Genomic DNA, 17,153 nt, shown 5'->3' on the forward strand with positions numbered 1-17,153 from the left:
ATTCTCCGGAGGCGGTTATTGGCAGGCTTCGCACTCTTCGAAGCCGGGATCGCCCGGCCGCATGGTGCAAACCGCCCCGAGAACTTCGGGTTCCGGCAAAACAGGTGCGGCAGCCGAGGCCGACGCCGTGGATTGGACTCCCGCGCTGACGGCGTTCAGTTCGCCGCCGCGTCCCGTGGACTTCTCGGCGCTGGTGGCGCCCAGGGTGCGCAGGTAGTAGGTCGTCTTCAGGCCGCGCTTCCAAGCCAGCTTGTAGGTGTCGTCCAGCTTCTTGCCCGATGCGCCGGCCATGTAGATGTTCAGCGACTGGGCTTGATCGATCCATTTCTGGCGACGCGACGCGCATTCAACCAGCCAGCTCGGTTCGACTTCGAACGCGGTGGCGTAGAGTTCGCGGAGTTCGGAAGGTACGCGATCGATGCGGGACAGGCTGCCGTCGAAGTACTTGAGGTCGGCGACCATGACTTCGTCCCAGAGACCGAGTTTCTTCAGGTCACGCACGAGGTAATCGTTAACGACCGTGAACTCGCCGGAGAGATTCGATTTGACGTACAAGTTCTGGAAAGTGGGTTCGATGCACGCAGATACACCAATGATATTGGAAATAGTCGCGGTTGGGGCGATTGCGATGCAATTGGAGTTGCGCATGCCATGTTCTTTGATGCGCGCGCGCAACGTATCCCAATCGAGCGTGCTCGACTCATCGACGTCGACGTGACCACCGCGCTCGTCGCGCAGCATCTTCAACGTGTCTTGCGGCAGGATGCCGCGCGACCACAGCGAGCCTTCATACGATTGATAGCGGCCGCGCTCTTCGGCGAGCAGGCTCGACGCCCAGTACGCGTGATAGCACACGGCTTCCATCGAGCGGTCGGCGAATTCGATGGCGGCTTGCGAAGCGTAAGGCACGCGCATCATCTGCAGGCAATCCTGGAAGCCCATGATGCCCATGCCCACCGGACGATGGCGCGCGTTGGAATTGCGGGCCTTCTCGACGGCGTAGTAGTTGATGTCGATCACGTTGTCGAGCATGCGCATGGCGATGCGCACCGTGCGCTTGATCTTGTCGTGGTCGAGTTCGAATCCGCCGCCGGCGGCCGGCTTCATGTGCGCGACCAGGTTCACGGAACCCAGGTTGCAAACGGCGATTTCGGATTCGTTCGTGTTCAGCGTGATCTCGGTGCACAGGTTCGAGCTGTGGACGACGCCCACGTGCTGCTGCGGCGAACGGATGTTGCACGGATCCTTGAAGGTGATCCACGGGTGGCCGGTTTCGAACAGCATCGACAGCATCTTGCGCCACAGGGTGAGCGCCGGCATCTTCTTGAAGAGCTTCAGCTCGCCGCTGGCGACCTTGGATTCATAGCCGACGTAGGCCTTCTCGAACTCCTGGCCGACCTTGTCGTGCAGGTCGGGGCAGTCGGACGGCGAGAACAGGGTCCATTCGCCGCCTTCCATGACGCGCTTCATGAACAGGTCGGGAATCCAGTTCGCCGTGTTCATGTCGTGGGTGCGACGGCGTTCGTCGCCGGTGTTCTTGCGCAGTTCCAGGAATTCTTCGATATCCAGGTGCCACGTTTCCAGGTACGTGCACACGGCGCCCTTGCGCTTGCCGCCCTGGTTCACCGCCACGGCGGTGTCGTTGACGACCTTCAGGAACGGCACGACGCCCTGGCTTTCGCCGTTGGTGCCCTTGATGTGGCTGCGCAGCGCGCGCACCGGGGTCCAGTCGTTGCCCAGGCCGCCGGCGTACTTGGCCAGCAGCGCGTTTTCCTTGATGGCGTCGTAGATGCCTTCCAGGTCGTCCGAGACGGTGGTCAGGTAGCACGACGACAACTGCGAGTGCAGGGTGCCGGAGTTGAACAGCGTCGGGGTCGAGCTCATGAAGTCGAACGAGGACAGGATCTCGTAGAACTCGATGGCGCGGGCTTCGCGGTCGGATTCGCGCAGCGCCAGGCCCATGGCCACGCGCATGAAGAAGACCTGCGGCAATTCGATGCGGGTGCCGCGGATGTGCAGGAAGTAGCGGTCGTACAGGGTCTGCAGGCCGAGGTAGCCGAACTGCAGGTCGCGCTTGGCGTTCAGGGCGTGGCCCAGCTTGGTCAGATCGTAGTTGGCCAGTTCGGGCGACAGCAGGCCGCCTTCGATGCCGCGCGCGATGAAGGTGGGGAAGTATTCCGCGTAGCGGGCGGCCATGCCGTCCTGCGAGACTTCCTCGCCCAGCACTTCCTTGCGGATCGTGTGCAGCAGCAGGCGGGCGGTGACCTGGCTGTAGGCCGGGTCCTTCTCGACCAGCGCGCGCGCCGACAGGATGGCGGACTTGAACACTTCGTCGACGGGGATGCCGTCGTACAGGTTCTTGACCGTTTCCTTCAGGATCGCTTCGCTGTCGATGAATTCGGCCAGGCCTTCGCCGGCGGCTTCGATCGTGGCGCGCAACTCGGACAGGTTCAGCGGACGGCGCACGCCGGCGTCGGTCACGTTCAGCGTGTGCTCCTGCGGGGCGGCGGCGGCCTTTTCCTGGCCTTCGGCGGCGGCGGCCGCGGCGCGTTCCTGCGTGCGCTTCTCGCGGTACAGCACATAGGAGCGGGCGACGTCGTGCTCGCCCGAGCGCATCAGCGCCAGTTCGACCTGGTCCTGGACGTCTTCAATATGGAAGGTGCCGCCACCGGGACGGTTGCGCACCAGGGCGTTGACGACCTGGGTGGTCAGCGTTTCCACCAGTTCGCGCACGCGGGCGGACGCCGCGCCCTGGCCGCCGTTCACGGCCAGGAACGCCTTGGTCATGGCGATGGCGATCTTGTTGGGTTCGAACCCGACCACCGAGCCATTGCGGCGAATGATGTTGTAGCTGGCCCATTGGCCGCTGTCGGCGGCGGGGGAGTCGGTTTGCGAGGGCGGCACGGCCGTAGGCCGGGTCACAGAGGCGATCGTAGTCTGCATGGAAGCTCCTGTGCGAAAAGCGCGTAGATAACGACATGACGGAGTCATGTCCGGTACGAAATCGGGTCTTTTGAGGGGAATCGCGACGCCTGGACGGCCTAGTCCAAAGGGCGTGGCTGACGGGAATCAGCGCTTAGGCGACCACAACATATAGTGTAGCATCCCTCGATGGACACTAATTCTAGTGATCGTGTACGACACGGACAAGAAGAAGATAAGACGAAGTTCACAAAAGTTTGTTACTAAATGCACTAGGCGCGCCCAGCAAGGCGCGCCTAGGACGGTGCCGCTCAGAGCGAATGTTTATGCGGTTTTCCGCAGGGGCATATCGCGCGGGGCAGGCGCCGTATAGCTTTGCATCAAGCGGCTCAACTCCGTCCGATACTTCTCGACGCTTGCCGCCTTCACGTGGCCGAAGCCGCGGATGGTTTCTGCAAGGGCGGCGATTGTAGCCGCTTGCGCAAGGTTGTCCCGGTTCAACCCCGCGAGCAGCTGGTCTATGGTCTGGCGGTATTCGCGGATCAGCGACCGTTCCATCTTGCGTTCGGCGGTGTGGCCGAAGGGATCGAACCAGGTGCCGCGCAAGCCCTTGAGGCGGGCCAGCGCCTTCAGCGCGGTCATGGTGCGCGGACCCAGCGTCATCTTGCGCGGCACGCCGGTGCGCGGATCCTTGCGGGCGAAGATCGGCGGCGCCATATGGAAGCGCAGGCTGTAGTCGCCTTCGAACTGGCCCTTCAACTGCGCCTGGAACGACTCGCCGGTGTAGAGCCTGGCCACCTCGTACTCGTCCTTGTAGGCCATGAGCTTGAAGAGGCCGCGCGCCACCGCCATCGCCAGGCGCGGGGTCCGGGCGTCGGGCGCCAGTTCGCGCTCGCGGGCCGCCACGGCTTCGACGGTTTCCTGGAACGTCCGGGCGTAGGCCGCGTCCTGGTAGGCGGTCAGGTCTTCGATGCGGCGCGCCACGGCGCGCTCGAAGGTCTCGGGCACGTGTAGTTGCACCACCTGGGCCCGGGGCCGCAGCGCGTCTTCCAGCGCGTCGGGCTGGTGGGCGGCCAGGCGGCCGCTGTCGAACGCGGCGCGGTTGGCGGCCACGGCCACGCCGTTGAGCTCGATGGCGCGGTAGATGGCGGCCTGCGACAGCGGCACGCCGCCGCGCTGCCACGCATAGCCCAGCATGAACATATTGGAGAGGATGCTGTCGCCGAACAGCGCCAGTGCCGCGGCGTGCGCGTCGATCTCCGCGGTGCTGGACTCGCCCGCGGCGTGGCGGATCTTGGCCAGCAGGGCCTCGGGCCGCATCGCGGCGTCCGGGTTCCGCGTGAACTCGGAAACGGGCGCCACATAGGTGTTGACGGTGACCTGCGTATGGCCGCGGCGCAGCGCGCCCAGGGAATCCGGCGCCACGGAGGCCACGGGATCGCACAGGATCGCCGCGTCCGCCTGCTGCCAGTCCAGTCGCACGGGACCGTCCGGCGCGCCGGCAGGCGCCAGCCGGATGTGGCTGACCACCGTCCCGCCCTTCTGCGCCAGGCCGGTCAGGTCCAGCACGGCGGCCGACAGGCCTTCCAGGTGCGCCGCCATCGACACGATGGCACCGATGGTGATGACGCCGGTGCCCCCCATGCCCGCCACCAGCAGGCGGTACGGATGGTCCAGCGCGGGCGCGGCCGGCAGCGGCAATCGCGCGATCAGCTGCTGCAGGCGCTCCTGGTCGGCCTTGGGCGCCGCGCTCTTCCTGGGCTTGCCGCCCATGACCGAGACGAAGCTGGGGCAGAAGCCGTCCACGCAGGAATAATCCTTGTTGCAGCTCGACTGGTCGATGGCGCGCTTGCGGCCGTAGGGCGTTTCCAGCGGCACCACCGACAGGCAGTTCGACTGCACGCCGCAGTCGCCGCAGCCTTCGCAGACGGCGCTGTTGATCAGCATGCGGCGCGCCGGGTCGGGGAATTGGTTCTTCTTGCGGCGGCGGCGCTTTTCGGCGGCGCAGGTCTGGTCGTGGATCAGCACGGTCACGCCGGGAATCTCGCGCAGCTCGCGCTGCAGGGCGTCCAGTTCGCGGCGGTGGTGCACCTTGATGCCGGGGCCCAGATCCACGCCCTGGTACTTTTCGGGCTCGTCCGTGGTGACGACGATGCGCGTCACGTTTTCGCCGCGCAATTGCTGGCAGATGCTGGGCACCGAGATCGGGCCGTCGATGGGTTGGCCGCCCGTCATGGCCGTGGCGTCGTTGAACAGGATCTTGTAGGTGATGTTGGCCTTGGCCGCCACGGCCTGGCGGATGGCAAGATAGCCGGAGTGGTAGTAGGTGCCTTCTCCCATGTTCTGGAAGATGTGCGGCATCTTGGTGTAGCGCGACAGGCCGATCCAGTCCACGCCTTCGCCGCCCATCTGCGTCAGGCCGCCGGTGTCGCGGTCCATCCAGGCGGCCATGTAGTGGCAGCCCACGCCCGACAGGGCCTGGCTGCCTTCCGGCACCTTGGTCGAAGTGCTGTGCGGACAGCCCGAACAGAAGTAGGGGCGGCGGCGCATGCCGTCGGCGTCATTGGACAGCGGGGCCTGGCAGGCGAACGCGGCCAGGTCCACCGCCAGCGGCAGGCCGGCGGCGCGGCTGAGCCAGGCGGCGAGCGGCTGCGCCAGCAGGGACGGGCGCAATTGGCCGGCGGAGGGCACCAGCGGCTCGCCGTCCAGGCCCTTCTTGCCGATGACGGTGGGACGCTCCGGCAGATTGAACAGCAGATCCTTGATCTGGCTTTCGACCACCGCGCCCTTTTCCTCGATCACCAGAATGTGCGAGAGGCCGCGCGCGAAGTCCTGCAGGCGGCCGGCGTCCAGCGGCCAGGTCAGGCCGGGCTTGTAGATTCGGACCGGCGCGTTCGCGGTGACGGTGTCCACGCCCAGGCGCGCCAGCGCTTCCATCGTGTCCAGGTGCGCCTTGCCCACCGTGACGATGCCGACGGCGGCCTTGGGCGCCGGACAGGCCAGGCGGTCGATGCTGTGGCGCCGCGCGAACGCGGCGACCGCCTTCATGCGCAGGTTCATGCGCGTCTCGACGGCCAGGGAGAGGAAGTCGCGCGCGGAGTATTCCAGCGATTCGGGCGGGAGGTCCGGATCGTCCGGCATGTCGTACGAGGCCAGCGGCGCCGGCGTGAACGAGTGCCCGCTTTCGATGGTTTCCGACACCGCCTTGAAGGCGACCCAGGTGCCCGAGTAGCGCGACAGGGCCCAGCCCCACAGCGCGAAGGTTTCGTATTCGTCGATGGAGGCGGGATGCACGATGGGCATCTGCCAGCCGATCAGCGAGGCCTCGCTGGCGTGCGGGATCGAAGACGAGACGGCGGTGTGGTCGTCGCCCACCACCACCAGCACGCCGCCCTGGCGCGATGCCCCCGCGGCATTGCCGTGATGCAGCGCGTCGCCGGCCCGGTCCACGCCCGGGCCCTTGCCGTACCACATCGCGAACACGCCATCGACGTTGCGGTCGGACCGCAAGCCGGCCTGCTGCGTGCCCATGACGGCGGTGGCCGCCATGTCTTCGTTGATGCCGGGCAGAAAGCTGATCTGGTTGGCGTCCAGCGCCTTCTGGGCCTTCCACATGGCCATGTCCACCCCGCCCAGCGGGGAGCCGCGGTAGCCCGACACGAAGCCGGCCGTGTTCAGGCCGCGCTCGCGGTCGCGCCGGCGCTGGGTGAGCATAATGCGCACCAGCGCCTGCGTGCCGGTGAGGAAGATGCGCCCGGATGTCCGGGTGAGGTTGTCGGCCAGCTGGTAGTCGAGATCCAGCTCGGGTTCGGGGGCGGGGGTGCCGTCCATGATAAATGCTCCTGGTTTCGGCACCATGATAGGTTCGCGAGGCATCAGGTTTATTGCGTTTTTGGATCGTGCTATCCCTATAATTCGAAATAAACGTTTCGTACTCGTCAAAACCAGGAGACAAAGTGATGGACAAGACCGATATCGGCATCCTTAAGGCGTTGCAGGAGGATGGCCGGGCCTCGGCGCAGCAGCTGTCGGAGAAGGTCGGCCTGTCGGCCGCGCCGGTGTGGCGGCGGGTGAAGGCGATGGAAGCGAGCGGCGTGATCCAGGGGTACAGCGCCCAGGTGGACCGCAGCAAGGTGGGGCTGGGCTGCATGTTCGCGCAGATCAGCCTGGAGCGGCATTCCGCGAACACGGTGGAGAACTTCGAGCGTTCGGTGCGCGACGCGCCCGAGATCCTGGAGTGCTACGCGGTGACCGGGGATTCGGACTTCCTCCTGAAGATCCTGGTCGAAAGCCCCGAGGCCTACGACCGCTTCCTGCACCGGTTCCTCTTCAATATGCCGGGCATCCGCCAGACGCGCACCATCGTGGCGCTGCGCGAAATCAAGCACGAGCAGCGCCTGCCGCTCTAGGCGGCGCGCGCCTTCCCTATCTATATAGAGAAGGCGCGTCCGGCGGCGGGCGGGCGGTTTATTGGGGTTGGATGCCCGAGATGCGGATCCACTCCTTCCAGCGCGCGGTGTCTTCCTTCACGAAGGCATCGAAGCGCGCCACGTCCATCGATTCGGGCGTCAGGCCGAGCGCGCGCAGTTTGCCGGCCGTGGCGTCGTCCTTGACCGCCGCCTGCAGGTAGGCGTTCATCTTCTCCACGATGTCCGACGGCGTGCCCGCGGGAGCGGACAGGCCCAGCCAGCCGGCCACGACGAAATCCGGATAGTAGGTCGCCATGGTCGGCACGTCGGGCCAGGCTGCTTGCGGCTGCGCGCCCGTGACGGCGATGGGGATCAGCCCCTTGCCGTCGATCTGGCCCATGGCGGTCAGGTAGTCCACGAAGGCGAAACTGATCTGCTTGCTGCGCAGGTCGGTGATGATCTGCGTGATGTTCTTGTAGGCCGCGCCGGTGATTTCGATGCCGGCGCGCTGCTTGAACAGTTCCGAGGGCACCTGGGAGGACGAGCTGTAGTAGCCGAAGAAGACTTCGCCGGGATGCTTCCTGGCGTATTCGACCAGCTCGGGCACGCTGCGGTACGGGCTGCCCGGCGCCACCACGCCCACCGTGCCGAAGGTGCCCAGCAGGCCGACCTGCCGGAAATCCTTCTGCGCGTCGTAGGGCAGGCTTTTGTACAGGAACTGGTTGGCGGCGTGGGTGGAGTTCGTGGACAAGAGGAAGGTATAGCCGTCCGGGGCCGCATTGCGGGCGGCGTTGGTGCCGACGATGCCGCCGGCGCCGGGGCGGTCCTCGACCACCACGGTCTGCCCTGTCTTTTCGCCGAGGAACTGGGCGAAGGTGCGGGCGGTCAGGTCGGCGGCGCCGCCGGCGGCCGACGGCACGATGAGCGTCACGGGCTTCTCGGGCCAGCCGGCAGCCTGCGCCGAGGCGGCCAGCAGCAGGCCGGCGCCGATCAGCGCCGGACGGAGTAGGCGGGAAATGGACATGCTTGTCTCCTGTTGCGTTCTTGCGCGTTCTTGCGCTGTTGTCGTTGTCAGCCGAATTGCGCGCGATGCCAGGCCAGGATGGCGTCGGCGCTTGCTTGCCAGTTGTCCGCGTACATCATGCAGTGCGGCTGCCGGGCAAGCACGGCATGGGAAAAGCCAAAGCGCCGGGCGATCGCCCGGTCCTGTCCCGGCGGATGCCGGTCATGGGTGTCCAGGCCGGCCTCCAGGCACAGGCCGGGCGCGCCAATGGGAGCATCCCCGAGCGCCACGCGCAGCAGATACCGGTCGTTGAGCACCTGCGGGCTTTCGGCGCGCAGGCGGCGGACCACGGCGTCGACGTCGCGGTCGGGCGCGGTGGCGAGGAAGCGGGCGCGGATCTCGGCGGCACCCGGCGGTTGGCGGGGCGCCAAGAGGGGAACGGGCGGCAGGGCCAGCGCACCGGGCAGGTCGCCGGGAGGCGAGGGCGCCAGCAGCACGACGCCGGCCACCGGCCGCCGGCGCGCGGCCAGCAGCGCCGGCAGGGCGCCCATGCTGTGGCCGACCACCACGACGGGGCCCGCCAGCGCGTCCAGCGCGTCGGCCACGTCCTGGCCCAGGTCGGCGATGGTGGTGGACGGGAAGGTCGCGTCCTGCGCCAACGCGCCATGGCCGCGCACGTCCAGGGCCGCGCAGGCCAGGCCGGCGGCGGCGAAGTACGCCAGGTAATGCGCGTAGCACCAGGCGCCGTGGTAGGCGCCCGGCACGAACAGCAGGCCGGGCCGGCCGTCCGGCGGCGCGGCGCCCAGGACCAGGCGGCCGCGGCCGGCGGGGAGGGCGGGCAGGCTGTCGGCCAGGCTGAAGTCCAGCGGATCCGCGCTGGCGTCGAGGAGGGGGATGCGGGGGGCGGCGGTGTTCATCTTGCGGCCATCTTAAGTGCCGGCCTATGATCAGAAAACTTTATTTTTCCTATGCTTCGATAAGCTTTTCAAATCAGGCCCTCGCATGGCTTCCTTGCCCGACCTGTCCATCGCGCACTACCGGCATTTCCTGCTCGTGGCCGAACTGCGCAGTTTCCGCGCGGCGGCGGCGCGCGCGTTCCGTTCGCAGCCGGCGCTGTCCCTGTCCATCCGCGAAATGGAGCAGCGGCTGGGCCAGCCGCTGTTCGAGCGCGGCAACCGCAATACGCTGACGCGCTTCGGCCAGGATTGCCTGCCGCTGGCGCGCGAACTGGTGGAGCACCACGATCGCGTGGCCGGCGCGCTCGCGGGGCTGGCCAGCAGCGGCGCGGGCACGCTGGCGATGGCCTCGGTCGCCACCGTGGCCACCCACTGGCTGCCCGAACTGGTGGCCGCCTACCGCGAACGCTATCCGGCGGTGGCCTTGCGCCTGTTCGACGACAACTCCGAAGGCGTCGAGCGCATGGTGTTGGCCGGCGAGGCCGAACTGGGCGTGTGCAGCCAGGTATCGCGGGACCGTCGGCTGGCGTTCGAACCTCTGCTGCGCGACGCGTTCGGGCTGGTGTGCCACCGCGGCCATCCGCTGGCCGCGCGCAAGTCCGTGACGTGGCGCGAGATCGCGGACCTGCCGCTGGTGGGCACCATCGCGCACCGCCAGCTTGCCGGCTATCCGCAAGCCGCCTTCATGCTGGACCGGCAGGTGTTCGTGTCCAACATGATGTCGCTGCTGGCGATGCTGGAGCGAGGCGTGGGCGTGACCGTGCTGGCGCGGCTGGGCGTGCCGCCCGACTCGCCCGGGCTGGCGTTCGTGCCGCTGGCGCGGCCGCGCATCGAGCGCGAACTGGGCATCCTCCGGCTGGCCGGCCGCAGCCTGTCGCCGGCGGCCGCGCGCATGGAGGAAATGCTGCGCGCGAAGGCGTCCCGCAGCGGACGCGGTGTCGCTTGAAACCAACGCATTTTTGCGGTTTACAGCGCTAAAGCCGGCCCTTTCCGGCGCGGACTGTTGCGCAAATGCACTTCGCGCGGATCGCCGTTGATTCTTCCCTATCGGCTCTTTAGAGTGCGGAGTGTTTGCTGCGCGAGGAAGGTGCCGGTGTGATCGGCGCGGCGCGTCGACAGACGTGTTGAGGAAGTCATGAGCAGTGTGTATTTGCGTTCGGCGGGCATCGCCTGCGCCGTTCTGATCCTGGCAGGCTGCGCCGCCAGGAAGTCCGCCACCATCACCGAGGCCCAGCCGGCCGAGCCCCCCAAACCGCTGGCATGCGTGCCCGCCAAGGGCGGCGATCCGATGGTAGGCACCTGGCTTTCGAATTCGAAGCCGCGCGACGTCAGCGGCGAATTCCAGGCGCTGACGATCCTGTCGGCCGACGGCTCGATGTCCTACGAAACCCAGTTGAAGATCGGCCGCAAGACGCGCCCCGCGCTGCGTGAGACGGGGTGCTGGAGCGTGGTGGATGGCGTCTACACGATGCAGACTACCAAGTCCAACGGCGAGCTCGTCGACACCAAGGACCCGATCTATCTCAACCGCTACCGCGTCGAGCGCGTGGAGCAGGCCAAGCTGACGCTGCGCGAAATGAAATCCGGCGGCCAGCTCGTGACCGCCCGCCGCATGCCGGCGGGCTATCGGCTGCCGTACTGACAGGCGCGCCAGGCGGACACTTCGCCCGGCGGTTTCGCCAAGTCGGCCGGGCTGCGGTAAGGTGCGGTCTTCGCCCATTGACCTGCTGCCGGTAATCCATGCCCGCCCTGTCCTCCGAAGCGCGCGCCATCGCGCTGCTTGCCCTGGCCGCCTTCGTCAGCGCCAGCGCGTTCCGCATTTGTGATCCCATGTTGCCGCAGCTGGCGGCGGAATTCGGCACCACCACGGGGCAGGCCGCGCGCGCCGTGACCGCGTTCGCCGTGGCCTACGGCGTGCTCCAGATGTTTTTCGGCCCGCTGGGCGACCGCTACGGCAAGTACCGCGTCGTCAGCGTGGCGACCTTCGCCTGCGCGCTGGGCAGCGCCGGCGCCGTGGTGGCCGGATCCCTGGACGTGCTGGTGTTCTGCCGCGTGCTGTCGGGCGCGGCGGGGGCCGGCATCGTGCCGCTGTCGATGGCCTGGATCGGCGACAACGTGCCGTACGAGCGCCGCCAGGCCACCCTGGCGCGCTTCCTGACCGGCACTATCCTGGGCATGTCGGCCGGCCAGCTGGCCGGCGGCCTGTTCGCCGACACGGTGGGCTGGCGCTGGGCGTTCGCCGCGCTGGTCTGCGGTTACCTGATAGTGGGCGTGCTGCTGCTGATGGAAGTGCGGCGCCAGCGTGCCTCGGGCCTGGGGCAGGTCGATCCGGGCGCGGCGAAGCAGGGCTTCGTGGCGCAGGCGCGGCTGGTGCTGGGCACGCCCTGGGCGCGCGTGGTGCTGGCGACCGTCTTCGTCGAGGGCCTGCTGGTCTTCGGCGCCCTGGCTTTCGCGCCGTCCTACCTGCATGAGCGCTTCGGCATCTCGCTCACCGCCGCTGGCGCCCTGGTGGCCGTCTACGCGGTGGGCGGCCTGATCTACACGGTCGTGGCCGGGCGCATCCTGAAGCGCCTGGGCGAACGCGGCCTGGCGATCGCCGGCGGCCTGGTCCTGGGCGTGGCGTTCCTGTCGTATCTGCTCGGGCCGGTCTGGATGTGGAGCCTGCTGGCCAGCGTGCTGGCCGGCTTCGGCTATTACCTGCTGCACGCCACCCTGCAGACCAATGCGACCCAGATGGTGCCCTCGGCGCGGGGCACGGCGGTGGCCTGGTTCGCGTCCTGCCTCTTCATGGGCCAGGCGGCCGGCGTGGCCCTGGCCGGCGCGGTGGTCGATGAGATCGGGCCGCCCGCGTTGTTCGGCGGCTCGGCCGTGCTGCTGCCGCTGCTAGGCGGCTTCTTCGCGGGCGCGTTGAAACGCCGCCCGTAGGATGGGTGGAGCGCGAGAGTTCTTAACCAAGAACTCAAGTATCCAGCGCGCGAAACCCATGCGGCCGCAAGAGGATGTTTTCCGGCCGGCGCTGGGCACTGTCTGCCCACGGCCGCATGGGTTTCGCGCGCTGGATGTCAACGTTCTAGCTTAAGAACTCTCGCGCTCCACCCATCCTACGAATCGCGCATACGAGCGTCGCGCAATCGCGCATGCAAGCGTCGCGCAATCACGCATACGAACGTCGCGCTTGCCTAGATCGCCGCCAGGCGCTTGAGCACCGTCTGCTTGCCCAGCAGGGCCAGCACGGCGTCGACCGCGGGGGTCTGGGTCTGGCCGGTGACGGCCACGCGCAGGGGGATGGCCAGTTGCGGCATCTTCATGCCGCGGTCGGCCAGCACCGCCTTGATCAGCGCCGACAGGGCCTCGCGGGTCCAGTCGATGTCCTGGGCGCGCTGGGCGAAGTCGGCCAGCGCTTCGCGCGCGGCGGCCGTCAGGTGCTGCTCCGCCAGGTCGGCGGGGGCGCCCTTGAATTCGCCGCAGAACAGCATGGCGCCGTCGGCCAGCTGTTCCAGGGTTTCGGCGCGGTCCTTCAGCAGGCCCATGATGCCCGGCAGGTCGATCTTTTCCGGGTGGCCGCCGCGGGTGGCGACGCGCGGCGCCACGCGTTCGGCCAGCTCGGCGTTGTCCATCTGCTTGATGTAGTGGGCGTTGACCCAGTTCAGCTTCTTCGGATCCCATTGCGAAGCCGATTTGGACAGGTGCCGGGTGTCGAACCACGACACCAGCTGCTCGCGGCTGAAGAGCTCGTCGTCGCCGTGGCTCCAGCCCAGGCGGGCCAGGTAGTTGACCATAGCCTCGGGCAGGTAGCCCTCGTTGTCGTACTCCATCACATTGACGGCGCCGTGGCGCTTGGACAGCTTTTCGCCGTCCGGGCCCAGGATCATCGGCACGTGGCCGTATTCGGGCAGCGTGGCGCCGAGCGCGCGCAGGATGTTGATCTGGCGGGGCGTGTTGTTGACGTGGTCGTCGCCGCGCAGCACGTGGGTGATGCCCATGTCCCAGTCGTCGACCACGACGCAGAAGTTGTAGGTGGGCGTGCCGTCCGGGCGCGCGATGATCAGGTCGTCGAGCTCGGTGTTGTCGAAGCTGATCGTGCCCTTGACCATGTCGTTCCAGGAGGTTGCGCCTTCCTGGGGATTCTTGAAGCGCACGACGGGCTTGCGGCCTTCCGGGATGGCGGGCAGCGTCTTGCCGGGCTCGGGGCGCCAGGTGCCGTCGTAGCGCGGCTTGTCGCCGCGCGCGCGCGCGGCTTCGCGCATGGCTTCCACTTCCTCGGGCGAGCTGTAGCAATGGTAGGCGGTGCCGGCGGCCAGCATCTGCCCGACCACTTCGCGGTAGCGGTCCATGCGCTGCATCTGGTAGAACGGACCTTCATCGGGCTGCATGCCCAGCCAGTCCATGCTGTCCAGGATGGCCTGGACCGCTTCCGGCGTGGAGCGCTCGACGTCCGTGTCTTCGATGCGCAGGACGAAGGTGCCCTGGTGGTGGCGCGCGAAGGCCCAGGAGAACAGCGCCGTGCGGGCGCCGCCCAGATGCAGGAAACCCGTGGGCGAAGGCGCGAAGCGGGTACGAATGGGGGAGGAGGCGTTGGAAGTCATAGATGGCAATGATAGCGGCTGCGACGCCACAAAACGGCGCCAGGCTGGGCCCGCATCAAGCGGATGGCGGGTTTGTCTTGTTACGATGAACGGTATTTTAGATTAGCGACCGCGACCCCTATGCTGCGACACGCTCTCGCCTCGATGTTCGAACCCAGTTCGCTGGTGATCGTCGCCGACCGGCCCCTGCCGGCGGCGGGTTCGCTATCGCCCGCGCTCAAGGCGAAAACCACCGTGGTGGCGTGCGAGGCGGGCGCCGCGCCGGATCTCCCGGACCGCCTGGAGGGGCTGGCGCCGGGGGAGCGGCCTGATCTGGCCCTGGTTTGCGTGTCGCCGGCGGTCCTGCCGGAGACGCTGCGCCGCCTGTCGCCGCTGGCGCCCCGTTCGGTGATCCTGCTGCCGCACGAACTCCCCGACCCCTATCCGCGCGGCACGCTGGCGCTGTGCCGGGCCTGGGCCGAGGAAAACCGCTGCGAACTGCTGGGCCCGCGCTCGTTCGGCGCCCAGCGTCCCCATGCCGGCCTGAACCTGAGCCAGCACCCCGTGCTGGCGCGCGCCGGCCGCGTGGCGCTGCTGGCGCAGTCGCGCTCCATCATGGCCGCGGTCATGGACTGGGCAGAAGACGTGCACATCGGCTTTTCCACCGCCGTGTCGCTGGGCGACGAGGCGGTAGTGGGCCTGCCCAAGGTGCTGGACTACCTGGCGAGCGATCCGCGCACAGACAGCATCGTGCTCTATCTGGAGGATGTGGGCCCGGCCCGAGAATTCATGAGCACGCTGCGCGCGGCGGCCTCCGTCAAGCCGGTGATCGTGCTCAAGGCGGGCCGGTCCGACACCGACAGCGGCGACGCCATCTTCGACGCCGCCCTGCGCCGCGCCGGCGCGGTGCGGGTGCGCTACTTCGTGCAGCTGTTCTCGGCAGTGAAGGTGCTGGGCTATACGCGGCGGCCCAAGGGCCGGCGCGTGGCGCTGATCTCCAACGGCAGCGGGCCTCCCCAGCTGGCCATGGACCTGATCGGCCCCGACGCGGCGGTGCTGCGCGCCGAACTCGCGCCCGCCACCCAGCGCGCCCTGGCGGCCATGCTGGAGCCGGACGCGGCCAGCGCCAACCCCGTCATCACCTTCACCCCGCTGACGCCGGAGCGCATCCGCGCCATCCTGGACGCGGTGCTGGACGATCCCGGCGTGGACGGCGTGCTGGTGCTGCTGGCGCCCGATGCGCTGGCCGACATGCCGGCCGTGGCGCGCGAGCTGGCGCAGATCGCGCCCAAGGCGAAAAAGCCGGTGGTGACCTGTTTCATGGGCGACGCCGGCATGCGGCCCCTGCGGCGCATGCTGGACGACGCGGGCACGTCGGCGTTCCGCACGCCCGAATCGGCGGCCGACGCATTCGGCGTGCTGGCGACCCACTACTACAACCAGCAGTTGCTGCTGCAGACGCAACCGCCGGAACCCGCCACCCACGTGCCGGACCTGACGGCGGCCCGCGAGGTGGTGGCGCGGGTGCGCGCCGATTGCCGGCGCGAACTCACCAGCTCCGAAATCCGGACCCTGCTGGCCCTGTTCTACGTGCCGCTGCGCGACATGCCCATGGACGTGGCGGCCGCCGAACCCGAATCCCGCCCCATGGCGATCCGGGTGCGGCGCGATCCGCAGTTCGGCCCGGTCATCCGCTTCGGCGCGGGCGGGCCGGACGCGGTGCTGTCGCTGGCCGATCGGGGCGTGGACCTGCCGCCGCTCAACGGCTTCCTGGCCCGCCAGCTGATCGAGCGCAGCCGGCTGTGGCGCCGGGTGCTGGCGCCGCGCATCGGCCACATGGCGGCCGAGGCGCTGCAGCAGGCGCTGGTGCTGGTGTCCGAGCTGGTCTCGGAACTGCCCGACATCGAAACCCTGGATATCGATCCGCTCTACGCCGGCGAGACGCACCTGCGCGCCGGCGGCCTGCGGATGACGCTGACCGAAAAGCCGGGCTGCGAATCGCCCCAGGCCGCCGGCTATCCGCACATGGCGATCCATCCCTATCCGGCCCGGCTGGTGCAGGTGCGGCGCTTCGCGGACGGCATTCCCTGGGTGCTGCGGCCCATTCGCCCCGAGGACGCCGAGCCGCTGCAGGAATTCATCCGCGGCCTGTCCGAGCGTTCGCGCTACATGCGCTTCGTGTCCATGATGCGCGAACTGACGCCGCGCATGGTGTCGCGCTACACCCAGGTCGACTACCACCGCGAACTCGCGCTGGTGGCGGCCACGCAAGTGCCGAACCCGGCCAACCGCGGCCATCCGCGCGAGGTGCTGGTGGGGTTCGCGCACTACCTGCGCAATCCGGACGGCCGGGGGGCGGAGTACGCGCTGGTGATCGGGGACGACTGGCAGCGGCGCGGCCTGGGCCGCCAGCTGATGACGGCCCTGATCGACGCGGCGCGCGAGCAGGGCCTGGAATACATCGACGGCCTGGTCCTCTCGACCAACCGGCCCATGCTGGCGCTGATGACCAGCCTGGGCTTCACCAACGACGCGGATCCGGAGGATCCGACGATGCGGCGGGTCTGGCTCAACCTGACCTGAGGCGCCGTCGGCGCCGGCCCGTTCAGGCGGCTTTTTCGGCTGGCTGCGCGGGCCGCAGCCGCGCCGTCGCCTCGTCCACGGACAGCACGTCGCCGAAGAACAGGATCCAGCCGTGCAGGGCGTTCTCGTGCTCGGCCGGCGTAACCGCCGCCAGCGCGTCATCGACCATGATGCTGCGGAAATCCCGCATCATCGCGTCGCGCGCGGTGGATTCGCAGCAGACGTTGGTGACCGTGCCGGCGATCAGCAGCGTGTCCACGCCGCGCCCGCGCAGCAGCGGCTCCAGCTCCGACGATCCCGGCGCCATGGCGCTGTAGAAGCGCTTGACCACCCGCAGGTCGGAATCGTGAGTCCGCAGGTCCGGATGCAGCGCGAAGCCGGGCGAATCGCGGCGCAGCGTCTCCAGGCGTTTCGCGCTGCGTTCGGGCGTCAGCATCACGTTGTGGTGGTGCGACCAGAACGAGTCGGCGTTGTCGGAGGCGGTCTGCACCCAGACCACCGTGCCGCCGGCGGCACGGACCGCGTCGCACAGGCGGTTGATGGGGCCGATCAGGCCGCGCGCCGGCGCGCATTCGCCCTGGTAGCCCGGCAGGGTGAAGTACTGCTGCATATCGATCACCACCACGGCGAGGCGCGCGGCGGGCAGTTCGTCATAGGGGTGCAGGCGGCCCTGGCGGGCAACGACCCGGTCCCGTACCCATTGGGGGAATTCCAT

11 protein-coding genes are annotated in these 17,153 nt (G+C 68.3%); 5 read left to right on the forward strand and 6 right to left on the reverse strand.

The annotated features are described in order from the left end of the window. Positions 1-15: 15 nt before the first annotated feature. Complete coding sequence (locus tag ADE01S_RS07900) at positions 16-2,943, reverse strand: ribonucleoside-diphosphate reductase subunit alpha (RefSeq protein WP_062681139.1); 2,928 nt, start codon at positions 2,941-2,943, stop codon at positions 16-18. Between the two features lie 303 nt (positions 2,944-3,246). Beyond that, complete coding sequence (locus ADE01S_RS07905) at positions 3,247-6,753, reverse strand: indolepyruvate ferredoxin oxidoreductase family protein (RefSeq protein ID WP_062681140.1); 3,507 nt, start codon at positions 6,751-6,753, stop codon at positions 3,247-3,249. 128 nt (positions 6,754-6,881) lie between these two features. Between ADE01S_RS07905 and ADE01S_RS07910 the strand changes: the two genes are divergently transcribed. After that, positions 6,882-7,331, forward strand: coding sequence for an Lrp/AsnC family transcriptional regulator (locus tag ADE01S_RS07910; protein WP_008159001.1), 450 nt, complete (start codon positions 6,882-6,884; stop codon positions 7,329-7,331). A gap of 58 nt (positions 7,332-7,389) precedes the next feature. Here ADE01S_RS07910 and ADE01S_RS07915 read toward each other — a convergent pair whose 3' ends face one another. Together ADE01S_RS07915 and ADE01S_RS07920 are read right to left on the reverse strand one after the other, a co-directional pair. Further along, on the reverse strand, positions 7,390-8,355 hold the full coding sequence (locus ADE01S_RS07915; protein WP_062681141.1) for a Bug family tripartite tricarboxylate transporter substrate binding protein: 966 nt from the start codon (positions 8,353-8,355) through the stop codon (positions 7,390-7,392). 47 nt (positions 8,356-8,402) lie between these two features. Next, positions 8,403-9,251, reverse strand: coding sequence for an alpha/beta hydrolase (locus tag ADE01S_RS07920; protein WP_062681142.1), 849 nt, complete (start codon positions 9,249-9,251; stop codon positions 8,403-8,405). Between the two features lie 85 nt (positions 9,252-9,336). On the opposite strand from ADE01S_RS07920, the gene ADE01S_RS07925 reads away from it, so the two are divergent. The 3 genes from ADE01S_RS07925 (at position 9,337) to ADE01S_RS07935 (ending at position 12,215) form a co-directional block, all read left to right on the forward strand. Then, complete coding sequence (locus ADE01S_RS07925) at positions 9,337-10,236, forward strand: LysR family transcriptional regulator (RefSeq protein ID WP_062681143.1); 900 nt, start codon at positions 9,337-9,339, stop codon at positions 10,234-10,236. A gap of 189 nt (positions 10,237-10,425) precedes the next feature. Then, positions 10,426-10,932 (forward strand): hypothetical protein, encoded by a 507-nt coding sequence (locus ADE01S_RS07930; RefSeq protein WP_062681144.1) that lies wholly within the window; start codon positions 10,426-10,428, stop codon positions 10,930-10,932. A gap of 98 nt (positions 10,933-11,030) precedes the next feature. After that, positions 11,031-12,215: an MFS transporter gene (locus tag ADE01S_RS07935; protein ID WP_062681145.1), complete on the forward strand. Its 1,185-nt coding sequence runs from the start codon at positions 11,031-11,033 to the stop codon at positions 12,213-12,215. 254 nt (positions 12,216-12,469) lie between these two features. Here the strand turns inward: ADE01S_RS07935 and gltX are convergent, their stop codons facing one another. Continuing rightward, positions 12,470-13,876, reverse strand: a complete 1,407-nt coding sequence (gene gltX / locus ADE01S_RS07940) for a glutamate--tRNA ligase (protein WP_062681146.1) — start codon at positions 13,874-13,876, stop codon at positions 12,470-12,472. A 120-nt stretch (positions 13,877-13,996) separates the two neighbouring features. Here gltX and ADE01S_RS07945 point away from each other — a divergent pair, with 120 nt between their 5' ends. Further along, positions 13,997-16,438: a bifunctional acetate--CoA ligase family protein/GNAT family N-acetyltransferase gene (locus ADE01S_RS07945; protein ID WP_062681147.1), complete on the forward strand. Its 2,442-nt coding sequence runs from the start codon at positions 13,997-13,999 to the stop codon at positions 16,436-16,438. Positions 16,439-16,460: 22 nt separating this feature from the next. Here the strand turns inward: ADE01S_RS07945 and ADE01S_RS07950 are convergent, their stop codons facing one another. Beyond that, positions 16,461-17,153 (reverse strand): cysteine hydrolase family protein, encoded by a 693-nt coding sequence (locus ADE01S_RS07950; protein ID WP_062681148.1) that lies wholly within the window; start codon positions 17,151-17,153, stop codon positions 16,461-16,463.

Source organism: Achromobacter denitrificans NBRC 15125 (assembly GCF_001571365.1).
Classification (GTDB): domain Bacteria; phylum Pseudomonadota; class Gammaproteobacteria; order Burkholderiales; family Burkholderiaceae_B; genus Achromobacter; species Achromobacter denitrificans.